Below are 11,153 nucleotides of genomic sequence, written 5' to 3'. Positions count from 1 at the left end.
CTTCACCGTGTCGAAAGGGGGTTGGGAAACTGGATGTAAGAGGCGAGGGGATCGGTCACGTCGGTGTTTTCATTGACGTTTCCAGCCGAGATCATGAAATTTCCCTTGGCTACCAGCGTGGGGCTGTGAAGGAGATAATCCAGCGCGGTCTTGTCCCGCACAGGCTGCTTGTGTAGCTGTTCCAGAAAGCGTTGCAGGGCCGCAAAAAGTTCATTTTCATCAATGAAACGCGCCGAGCCCAGCGCGGCGATAAGTGCGAAAACGCCGTTGATAAACAGATAATATCCAATCAGTTGAGCAGCTTCGTCACTGCCGAAGACATGGTCGGTAGCAGCACCTGCTTCAGGCAGATGTTCGCGCAGAAACGGCAAGAACGAGCGGACGTAACCTGTACCCTGGCAATCACGGAAATAGAGCGCATTCGGCCAACCGTACTGGAGGCCAAGAACGAGATTCTGCTGATGAGCGCCAAAAAGCAGGCCGTAATCGCCTTGGGCAATCATGAAAGGCGCAATGGCAACATCCAGAAAGCGTTCGAACCAGCGCTTCGCTACATCGGTCTCTGGAGTTCCGTCCGACGCGGCGATCCGGTGTATGAGGTCTGCGACATGGCTGCCATTTCCATCCGGGTGACGTTCGCAAAGCGCTGCAAGAACGGCCGCGTGCGGTTGCTGCTCACCGCGAAACGGGTTTTCCCGGAAAACTGTAATCGTTTCATTGTTGATGGAGCCGTCCTGCAAACGCAGGGATATCCAGCCGGGTTCACCCATAATGTGAAAATCCGGAAAACGTTCTTTCAGGGCCTTGCCGATTGTTCCCGTTACGAGCCGATGGACGTTAATGCCCCGCAGGCATTCGCTTGGTTCTACGATGCGGCGCGAATTGGTAAGCCGGAGGCTGAGCGAAAATTTGAGCATCCAGTCGCTCTCGCGAGAATATATCGCGCGCAACGAGCTTGTCGCGCGCCAGTCAGGGCCGCTGCTGCCAAGATCGATTAACTTGCCCTGACGTTCCAGTTGCTGGATATCCGGGCGTAGCGACAGGCGAGATGCCTGCCATGGGTGCAACGGAATGAGCGGTCGCCCGGCCGCTTTTTCAATCAGTCGAGAATCCGACGCAATGGATACGATAGCTTCGGCAACGTCGAAGCCATCAGCCGCTCCCTGTGCCAGCAGTTCCGGTTCGACAGCCCACCACCGCAAAGCAAAGGCATTGCCATATTCCGGGCCGAACCGGCGGTTGTCTTCATCGGTGAATTCATCCCGGCTGCGTGGAAACGGATGTACCGCATGACCGAACCGCAACGCTTTTTCGGCCGTGATGAAATCAGGGTCTGCTTCAACAAAAGGTCGTTCATCGGCGGTTTCCCGGAGGAGGTCGGTAATTGAGCGCGTGCTGTCCAGCACTCTTTGCTGGAAGAGTAGTTTCGCATTGGGTGAAACGCTGCCGCCGATCTCATTTTCTTTGAGAAGCAGGAGCGCGAGTTCTGGCAAACTTATAGGTTCCAACCGGTCGCCATTGGATTTCCACATAGGCGCGCCGAAGCAATGATATCCGGCGAGCGACCAGAAAGTCACAGGCACCCTGACCTCAATATCTGATGCCGCAAGCTTCAGAAGTAAGTATTTTTTTGTTGTTCCTCCTGCAGGTGATGGGGGTCCATCCACTATTTCCCAATTTTTCCATTCTCGTTTCAGGGAATTTATGAATATATTTTCCGATACAGCGAAGTAATTTATATTAATTACTCTGTTCATTTCGCTTCTCCGAAATAGTTATGATTTTTTATTTACATACTATGCAGACATTGCTACCGATATCGAAAATTAAACATGCGGTGATTTCCATGGGTTTCGATGATACGGCGCTTAAAATGTCTTCTCGTCTTTCGGTTGCCGTTTCGACTATCGGTTTTAATCAGACAGCATTCATTGCGCTTGTCCCTCTCATCGCGACTGCGACGGGTCTGCAAACAGGTGAGATCGGTCTTACAGCGGGGCTTGGTGCCGTGGCCTTCGTTGCCAGCGCTCCCTTGTGTGGAATGCTCGGCGCTCGAATTGGAGCGCGTCGCGCTCTGTATTGGCTGGGGGTCGTACTTCTGCTGGCGCAACTCATCTTTCTGGCGCTGATGGTGGCGGGTCCACTGCCCTATGTGCCGGCTCTCGGTTTGCTCGTAGTATCGCGCCTCGTCTATGGGGCGGCATCCGCTGGAATTATGCCGATTGCTCAAGCCTGGATTTCCGGATTGTTGCCGCAAAAGGAGCGCACCGTTGCCTTGGCACGGCTCAGCGCCGGGCTCAGCATTGGCCGCATTCTGGGTTCGGCTGCGGCGGTGACCGCCAGTGTCATGCCGCTTCTGCCACTTATGCTGCTCGTTGCAAGTCCGCTCAGTCTCCTGCTGGTGCCTGCTGCAAACGACACTGTCGGCAAAGCTGGTCCGCGTTCCGATAGTCGGGCATATCTTTCTCCATTCGACGGACGCCTGCTGCCGTTTCTCGGACTTGGATTTCTGGTCACGATGTCTTTCGGACACGTTCAGATGATCCTCGGGCCGTTGCTGCAACTGCGTCTTGCCGTCGGTCCGGCCGAGGCGACCGCTGCTGCGGGGATCACGCTGATCGTCGTGGCGCTTGCGATGATCGCAACGCAGATACTGGTCATTCCCCGGTTGCGGCTCGACAATAGAACCTGCGTTATCCTCGGTACAGTTCTGCTGGCTGCTGGTGTCCTGCTCGTGGCGATACCCCTCGCATATGTGAATCTCTGCGGACTGGTGATGGCCGGAGTAGGAATGGCGATTGCCACGCCCAACTATCTTGGATGGCTCACCGGACGGATGGAACAGGGAGCACAGGGGGCTGCGGCTGGTTGGCTTGCAAGTGCTCACGTACTTGGCCAGGGAGCGGGCGCGATCTCCGGCGGCTATCTTTTCACAGTCTCTGCGCAGGCACCGCTTTTTGTCAGCGCGATCCTTGCTGGCATGGCAGCGCTTCTCGCCTTCTCGATGAAGGTCCGAAATACATGAAGAACAAGAGCGATGCTGGATCATGACGACCGCCTGCCAATGGCATCAACGTCTGCCCTCGGTAGTGTCTTGAGCATCCTAATCGTGGCGAGAACGGCCAGCCCCGAAAGCGCTGCTGCCAGAGCGAAGAGAGGGCCGTAGCCCAGACGATCTGCAAGGATGCCTGAAACCATAGAACCAGCCAGATAGACAACAATCTGTGCGCAGGCGAGGATCGTAAAATCAGTTCCAGGCTGATCAGGTGAGGTGACGCTCATGAAAAGGCTGTAGAGCGCAACGATCTCCATGTACCGGATGATCGTCTGAAATGCCGATGCCCCGTAAAGCGGCCAGATTCCACCCAGTACGCCGAACGCATGCAGGGTGAACAGTAGGAAGCAGATTGTTCTCAAGCTCCCCAGAAGCCCAAGCACTGCGGCGACACCATTGCGACGAAGAAGAACGGCGGCGATTGCAGAACCGGCAATGCCTGCGGTTGCGGCGGCGGCACCTGACAGATAGCCGATCACGTCGAGCGGAACGCCCGCATCCACCAGATAGGGTCCCTCCATGGCTTTCATCAGCCCTTCGCTTGCCCGATAGATCAGTGCAATCCACAGAATCTGCCGCGCTTCGGCGCGGCGTAGGAAATGCATGATCGAGGGACGTGAAAGAGCCCGCCCGTCGAGCAAAGGTGCGGGGTCGTTTTCCCGCATCGATAAGGCGGCGATCAAAGGAATGAGCGAAAGAAATGCAATCGTGCCAAGCATGATCGCCCAGCCTGCGTGGTGATAAAGAACCAGTCCCAGCGTTCCGCCGATCAGAACGCCGAATGCGACTGCACCACCCTGGATGGCGTTGCCGAGAGGTCTGTCTGCCTCGTCGAGATATTTTGCAGCATAGCCATCGGTCGCTATGTCCTGAGTGGCAAGCAAAAGCGATGCAATGAAGCCGACAACGAAAATCCCGGTGACGTTATCTGGTCCCAGCGGGATGAGGCACAATATGGCCGCGATGATCCCGCTTTGCGTAAGCACGACCCAGCCAGCCCGGTGAGAACGTGCCCATGGCCTGAAGCGGTCGACTAAAGGCGCCCATGCAAACTTCAGGACCATGGGCAGAAGCAGAATGGAAAACATGCCGATAGCGGTGCGTGACACATCCTGTTCCCGCAAGATGGGAGGCAGGGCGGCAGCAAACAGATAGGTCGGAATGCCCTGAGCCAGATAGAGCCCTGCAAGGACACAGAACAACCGTGTCCGTGATGAGGGGCGGGCGATGGAAGAGGGGGCAATCGTCATCATCGATTGCCCTTGTGAGAGTGTTGGCCTGCCAGGCAGGCCGTGGTGCTGAAAAGCATCTTCATCGCCCGGCTCTGCCTTAGAACGTCACTTTATAGGAAAGGAAAACGCTGCGCCCCAGCCCTGCGACAGGTGCGTTACGCGTGGCTGTTGCCGTGGGGTTGATATAATAGGTGTCGAAGACGTTGCGGACGGCGAGGCTTGCTTCGCTGCCGTTCTCGAAGGTTTTCGAGAACGCCATATTCACCAATGTAGCGTCGTCTATCTGCTGACCCTTGATACGGTCGCGACCCGAGAAATATTCAACTTCCCCCCGGACCTTGTACCCGCCTTCGAACGACACTGTGGTATAGGCAAGCCCCTTCCATGTGGTTGGAATACGGTTATTGGGAAGATATTCGTCCGAACCGATGCTGCCATCCCGGTTGGCGTCATATTTGCCTTCCTGATAGGCAACCAGACCGCCGATGGTGAACATCGAATTGATGTCGTAGTCGGCTCGTGCCTCCACGCCCCAGATACGTTCCTTCTGCTGGCTTACGCGGTTTGCCGCGATATCATAGTTCACACCATCCTTGGAGGTGGAAATATAGCTGCTCACAGTGCTGCGAAGATCGCCCCAATCGCCGCGCAGACCCACTTCATAAGTGTTGACCAGCTGAGGCTTTGGCGCGATGTCGGCATAGCTGATCGTGTAGTCAGGCGTGCCGCGGCAGCCATAGATGGCCGCTATCGAGCCGTAGGCATCACAGATTTCGGCAAGTGAATTGACACCCGCGCGGCGTGTAAATGCGCCAATATCCGTTAGGCTGTAGCCTTGCGAGAAATTACCGAAGGCCTGCACCTCTTCCGTGACGTCGTACACGGCTCCAGCGTTGAAGGTCCATGCGTTGTAGTCGAACGAGCCACCGAGCACACTGATCGCCGGATAGATATTCGCCAGTGACCGCGCGGGCCACGCAACCGCTGTTGGGCGTGTGAAATCATTCACATCGAGGTAGAACTGGTCGAAACGTGCGCCGCCCTGCAGCCGGAACCGCTCTGTAACAGGAACTTCGGCCTGCGCAAAAGCCGCGATGGAATTCTGCGTCATCGGGGCAATTGCATCTTCGTCGTTCAGGAGGGTCTGCGCCACCTTGTCGTAAGCGTAGTCGACGCCCCAGGTCAGCTTGCTGCCATTGGTGATGAAATCCATCGGTGTCGTGATGGTCATGTTCACGCCTGTCCGGTCGAAGTCATACTTCGACTGGTTGAACCATGCGGTCGGCTGTCGGGGATTTCCCGAATAATAGACCTGAGTGTTCACAGCCGAAAGTTCGGTGAACGGGGACTGTTTGAAGATCTTGTTATAGAAAGCCTTCACTTCGAGATTGCCGAGCGCAAAATCCTGATCGGTATATTTTGCAGTCAGATACTTGGAATCCTCGCGAAGCGGTTCGCCGGTGTAGGCTGAACCGAATCGCGGTGAAACCGGGTTCGTCGTGTAGTTGGTGAACCATTCCGGCTTCTGCTTGGCGTAGGTCCAGTCAAAGCTGACTTCAAACCGGCGCGGACCGCTTTCATAGCCTACGACACCGAAGAAATTGCTGTTGACCGTCCTGTCGCCGCCACCTTGTCCAAGCATAGCGTCGGATGGCATTTCATTGCCATGTCCGTCATAGGTGCGGCGGGTCCAATCGCCGGTTCCGGAGAAGTAATAGTCGAGCTTGTCTTTTCGACCCTCAATGGAGATGCTCGTTTCCGGCGCGGTCGATTTGCCAAGGTTTTCCGTATAGCCGGAAAGGCCAGTACGTACCGTGACGGTCGGCTTGTCGCTGGTGCCCCGCTTGGTGATGAAATTGATCGTTCCGCCTGTCCCACCGGCACCGTAGAGGCTTGAAGCTCCGTTCACGACCTCAATGCGTTCAACAGAATTGAGATCGATCATCGACAGGATGCGTGACAGGTCGCGCAGTGGCGTGTTGCGGGGCACGCCGTCCACCATGATCAGAACGCTGCGACCACGAAATGTTTCCGACGCGCCGGATATGGTCTGGTTGCTTGGTGCGAAACCGGGAACCAGGCGCGAAATCAAGTCGCTGGCATTAGGCGAGATTCGCATCGCTTCTTCGACTTGTTCCCGATCAATCACCTGAACGGATTGAGCAACAGCGGCAATTGAGCTCTCGTTGCGTCCGGCGGTGATGATAATCTGGTCCAGCCGCGTAACCCCTGCGTCGTTGCCTGCAGTTTCCTGTGCAAACGCTGCCGTCGTAAATCCGCAGCCTGAGAGCAGCAGAACTATGAATTGCCTGTTCATGTTTTTCCCCGAGTGAGAATAGTCAATGGAATCCGATGGATGGCCAATGGAATCCGATGGATGGCCAATCCGTGGCGTCGGTTTTCCATCAATCTGTTACAGTCGCCCCTGGACGCAAAGGACATGGTGCCCGGTCATGAGGGTGATCCATGAAGGTCTCCTTTTGTCGTCCCGCCTTCATTCGACGGAGACAGGACTGGCCGTCTCCGCGAAAGTCGTTTAAACTAGATTATTATTGTCAACTTTATAGGGTGGCCTGTGCGTTCGGCTTGGTTCCTGGCGAAAATTGATAGGACCAGGACGAACTGACCGTTGGTCATTTACCCGTGTTGCAAGGATGCATCATGATTCCGTCTAAGCAGATCGAAACGATAGTTCCGCAGCACTTTCATATTGCCGATATCGGGAATGAAACCGACTGCAAACTCTGTGCTTCGGCACTCACTGAGATTGTGGGAGATGTCTCGCTGGTCATGGGCGCAACTGCACAGGGTGCTGTCCGGGGTATTTACTGCTCGGTAGATCCGCTCCGGATCATGACCTGCTATTTTCCGAGTTGCGAGATATTGATCCGGGGTAAAGGCGGATGCTCGGCCGATCAATTGCTTATGGTGCGAAGCATGGAAGGACCGCTTCGCATCCGACAATCCGGTGAGACATTGAACCTGTTGTCGGGTGACGTAGTTTTTCTGTCGCCGGACAAGGCGTATGAATGGTGGCTCCCTGAAGGCGGACGTGTCGATTGTGGACGTTTGCCTGTGAGCTATTTTCCGGTCTCAAAACAGGCCGTGAAAAACTTTTTGATGCGCCCAATACCGAAGGCCTATCCACCATTAAAGCTCCTTATTACGCATGGTGCCTATCTGCTTATGCGAGGCACGCACGCGCCCGGCGAAGCCGAGATGATCGCGGCGCACTTCCGACAGGTGTTGCCAATGGTTCTGGAGTTTCTCCGGGACGATCACCGTAAACATCGCTCAGGTCTGAACCTTTCGCAGATCAAAGCTTTCATCGAGACTGGTCTGTCGGATGCAACCTTCGATCTTGGTACGGTTACCGCAAGGTTTGGCGTTACTGCCCGTCAGGTCCAAAAGCTTTTTCAGGCTGAGAATACGACGTTCTCCCGTTACGTGCTTGAGCGTCGACTGGATATGGCCCGACTGCGTGTTTCACGACAGAACAATCGCTCTATCAGTTCAATTGCCTATGAGGTCGGCTTTGGCGATCTTTCCTATTTCAATCGGGTGTTTCGCCAGCACTTCGGCATGACACCATCGGCGATGCGAGACCAATCGCATGCCATGGTGAGTCAGATTCAAGCTCTTGGTTCGTCCAGACTAAAGGTCACAGGAGCCACCCGTTGATAGCTGCTGTTTGACGGTCCGAACGCCTGCGCCGTTACACCTGTTCGAGCCTCGCCTATCAACAGAACGCTGGCCGACCGGATGGGTCTTTATCGATACATATCCATATTTTCCGGGGCCTGTGCGCCAAAATTACGGGCGTAATAATGGCCGCTATAGACCGCAGCTGCGATGATAGATGGTGCGTAACAGTCGCCAATCGCCGTGACGGATATCACGCCCGCATCTTGCCAGTCATTTTTGCGGGCTTCCAAAGCAGCTTGCAGCGTGTTGTTGGGATGGCGGCTGGTCACTGGTACCAGTGTGCTGCATGGAACCTCGGTTTCCCTGCCGGAATAGACACATGCGACCGACAGACTGTCCGATGTTTGTCTTGCGAGCTTATGCAGCGGGATTATCCTGACACCCAGTTCTATCAATCTTGTTTGAACTTTTGATTGTTCAAGCGTGTGTTCCGTCCAGGGAGCCACGATCGGCGCTGGCGTAACCAATGTCGTATCAATACCGCGGCTCACGGCCAGCTCGGCCAGAACTGATCCGAGGTAGTAGCGATCATCATCAAATATCACCAGAGGTCCGCGGCACGCATCGAGTGATGTTTTGTCTTTCAGGATAGCGTCGACGCTCAGCGTGCGTCCTTCCAGTGTTTCCAGAGGTTGCCGATGCGAGCGACCGACTGCATCCGCGCGCCAGTGCGCTCCGGTGGCCAGCACCACATGCGGGATTCCGTAAGTCAGAATCTCGTCTGCATCGAGTTGGCTGTCGAGATACATCTCCACATTGGTCGCGCGCTGCAATTGCACCATGCGCCAATCGCGAACACGCGCCCAGCTTGCCAGTCCGGGGAGGGCAGCTTCCTCCGTGACGCGCCCACCCCAATGGGTATGCTTTTCGGCTACGATGACTTCTGCACCGCGCTCGGCCATGGCGCGAGCGGCTTCCAGACCGGCTGGTCCTCCGCCGACCACCAAAACTTTCTCGGTGGTCTGCAGCCTGCTGATTTTCTCCGGATGCCAGCCCTTGCGCGCTTCTTCGCCAATCGTCGGGTTTTGCGTGCATCGCAATGGTGCGACGGTGTTGTCGCTGGCCGTGCATATATTGCAGCCAATGCATTCGCGAATGTCGTCGATGCGATCGCTCCGGATTTTCTCGGGCAGAAATGGATCGGCGATTGACGGACGGGCCGCGCCGATAAGATCAAGAACACCGGAGCGGATTGCCTGCACCATGGTATCCGGCGAGGTATAGCGACCAACGCCCACAACTGGTTTGCTGGTGAGTGATTTCACAAATGAGATGTAAGGCTCCTGAAAGCCCTCCTGCGAAAAGCGCGACGTCTGGCTGTCGTTGGACCAGCCGGACAGGTTTACATCCCAAAGATCGGGTTCATCGGCGAGAGCGGCAATGACGTCCCGACCTTCACCATTGTGCTGGATGCCCTGGTCGCCCAGAAACTCCTCGACCGCAAAGCGGACTGCAATCGCGCATTTGTCGCCGACAGCATCGCGCGTATCGGCCAGAACCTCGCGGAACAATCGCAAGCGGTTTTCGAACGACCCGCCATATTCATCCGTGCGGGTATTGTAGCGTTGCAGCAGAAAATGCTGCAGTAAGGTCATGTCGTGACCCGCATAGACATAGATAATATCGAAACCGGCCCGTTTGGCGCGAAGTGCGGCATCGCGATGCCATTTGCGAAACCGGGCGATGTCAGCCTTGTCCATGGCTCTTGCCTGAACTGGGTCCTCCACATCGACAATCATGTCCATGGGACCGAGCGGCGCCAGTCTGGTCAAACGGTTGGAGACGTGGATACCATTATGCACAAGCTGGATTGCAGCGAGACTACCATGCTGGTGGACGGCCTCAGTCAGCTTCTGGAGACGGTCGGCGTCTTTCTCGTCCCATATGCGGCCCTGATTGGATGGCGTGATATCTGACGTCGGATGGATTTCGGTTTCCTGTGTGGAAACGACACCCCAGCCGCCCTCCGCTTTCATTTCACGCAGCCGCAGATCGTGCTCGGGATAACGATGACCCATGCCGCTACAATGCGGAACCTGATAAAAGCGGTTCTTCGTCGTAACGGGGCCAATCTTGATCGGCTCGAACAGAATTTCGTGACGCTTGTCCATGGTCGCTCTGCTTGTCATTGTTCAGAATGTCATCCCTTGCGGGCGACTGAATGAGAAGTGGATTCCCATCGCGCTTAACGCGCGATGGAACGCTTGAAGCGAGCTTCGAGTTTGGCCTGACCGTATTCCAGAACGATGGACAGGGCCCAATAGATCATCGATGCGGTGATGAGCATTTCGATGTGCCGGAACTCGGTCTGGCCCTGCGTCCGGGCAAGATACATGAGTTCCCAAACGCCGATGACGGAGACCAGCGATGAGTCCTTGAGCATCGCGATGAACTGGTTGCCGGTTGGCGGAATGATGATGCGCATTGCTTGGGGAAGGGTGACCAGCCACATGGTCTGCGAAGGCCCAAGGCCCAACGCATATGCGCCCTCCTGCTGCCCGCGGGGAATGCTCTCGATGCCTGCGCGGAAGATTTCCGTCATATAGGCGCCGTAGCATAGGGACAGCGCCAGAATACCGGCGGGAATAGGTCCGATGACATAGCCCACCTGCGGCAGTCCAAGGTAGATAATGTAGATCTGCATCAACAATGGCAGGCCACGAAAAAGCGAAGTGTAGAACGTCGCCAGACCGTAGATGAGGCCATTCTTAGAAAGCTTGGCCACCGCACCGATCAGAGCCAGAATGGTTGCGAAGAATATCGAGGCTGCGGAAATATAAAGCGTCGTGACGACACCCTGGCTGATCAGAAATCCGATCTTTCTTGCGATAAAATCAAATGAGAGATCGAATGAATAGAAGAAGATCATCAGCAGCAGGAATAGTTCCAGCCATATTGCCGTGATCTGCGCCCAACGCGGAAAAAGTCTCAGGAAACTCCAATTCGCGAAGATGACGATACTAAGCAGTATCGAGGAGATTAGCGTCGCCTTGGTGAAGCCGGCTTTTGCGACTTTCGGGTCGATGCCAAGCCAGTTTGTTATGCCGGAGAACCGGATATTCATGAAACAGAAGAGTGCTGTCAGGATAACAAAGAACGCTATCTGGACAGTACGTTTAGCGGCCTCGGGCCGCGTCAGAAAAAACCTCCCGAGCATGTTC

7 protein-coding genes are annotated in these 11,153 nt (G+C 55.5%); 2 read left to right on the top strand and 5 right to left on the bottom strand.

Annotation, left to right across the window (positions count from 1 at the left end):
- Positions 1–2 precede the first annotated feature (2 nt).
- The gene (locus tag OHI65_RS01430) at positions 3–1,493 is read right to left on the bottom strand and encodes an IucA/IucC family protein (protein WP_235824446.1); all 1,491 of its coding nucleotides are present in this window, start codon (positions 1,491–1,493) and stop codon (positions 3–5) included.
- Between the two features lie 380 nt (positions 1,494–1,873).
- On the opposite strand from OHI65_RS01430, the gene OHI65_RS01425 reads away from it, so the two are divergent.
- Complete coding sequence (locus OHI65_RS01425) at positions 1,874–3,025, top strand: MFS transporter (RefSeq protein WP_235824445.1); 1,152 nt, start codon at positions 1,874–1,876, stop codon at positions 3,023–3,025.
- Between the two features lie 20 nt (positions 3,026–3,045).
- Here the strand turns inward: OHI65_RS01425 and OHI65_RS01420 are convergent, their stop codons facing one another.
- Both OHI65_RS01420 and OHI65_RS01415 read right to left on the bottom strand, forming a co-directional pair.
- Positions 3,046–4,308, bottom strand: coding sequence for an MFS transporter (locus OHI65_RS01420; RefSeq protein ID WP_125301561.1), 1,263 nt, complete (start codon positions 4,306–4,308; stop codon positions 3,046–3,048).
- 76 nt (positions 4,309–4,384) lie between these two features.
- Complete coding sequence (locus OHI65_RS01415) at positions 4,385–6,604, bottom strand: TonB-dependent receptor (protein WP_125301559.1); 2,220 nt, start codon at positions 6,602–6,604, stop codon at positions 4,385–4,387.
- Positions 6,605–6,930: 326 nt separating this feature from the next.
- On the opposite strand from OHI65_RS01415, the gene OHI65_RS01410 reads away from it, so the two are divergent.
- Positions 6,931–7,968: a helix-turn-helix transcriptional regulator gene (locus OHI65_RS01410; RefSeq protein WP_264358719.1), complete on the top strand. Its 1,038-nt coding sequence runs from the start codon at positions 6,931–6,933 to the stop codon at positions 7,966–7,968.
- Between the two features lie 89 nt (positions 7,969–8,057).
- Here OHI65_RS01410 and OHI65_RS01405 read toward each other — a convergent pair whose 3' ends face one another.
- Together OHI65_RS01405 and OHI65_RS01400 are read right to left on the bottom strand one after the other, a co-directional pair.
- Complete coding sequence (locus tag OHI65_RS01405; protein WP_264358718.1) at positions 8,058–10,121, bottom strand: FAD-dependent oxidoreductase; 2,064 nt, start codon at positions 10,119–10,121, stop codon at positions 8,058–8,060.
- A 56-nt stretch (positions 10,122–10,177) separates the two neighbouring features.
- Positions 10,178–11,149 (bottom strand): amino acid ABC transporter permease, encoded by a 972-nt coding sequence (locus OHI65_RS01400; protein ID WP_010658475.1) that lies wholly within the window; start codon positions 11,147–11,149, stop codon positions 10,178–10,180.
- Positions 11,150–11,153: the final 4 nt, after the last annotated feature.

Origin of the sequence: Brucella sp. MAB-22, from assembly GCF_025908475.1 — a bacterium.
GTDB lineage: Bacteria > Pseudomonadota > Alphaproteobacteria > Rhizobiales > Rhizobiaceae > Brucella > Brucella anthropi.
This window is presented reverse-complemented; position numbering and strand designations above follow the sequence as displayed.

Excerpts from the sequence above, each read along its gene's own strand:
- OHI65_RS01425 (WP_235824445.1), top strand. The coding sequence starts at position 1,874 with ATGTCTTCTCGTCTTTCGGTTGCCGTTTCGACTATCGGTTTTAATCAG.
- OHI65_RS01420 (WP_125301561.1), bottom strand. The coding sequence starts at position 4,308 with ATGATGACGATTGCCCCCTCTTCCATCGCCCGCCCCTCATCACGGACA.
- OHI65_RS01415 (WP_125301559.1), bottom strand. The coding sequence starts at position 6,604 with ATGAACAGGCAATTCATAGTTCTGCTGCTCTCAGGCTGCGGATTTACG.
- OHI65_RS01405 (WP_264358718.1), bottom strand. The coding sequence starts at position 10,121 with ATGACAAGCAGAGCGACCATGGACAAGCGTCACGAAATTCTGTTCGAG.
- OHI65_RS01400 (WP_010658475.1), bottom strand. The coding sequence starts at position 11,149 with ATGCTCGGGAGGTTTTTTCTGACGCGGCCCGAGGCCGCTAAACGTACT.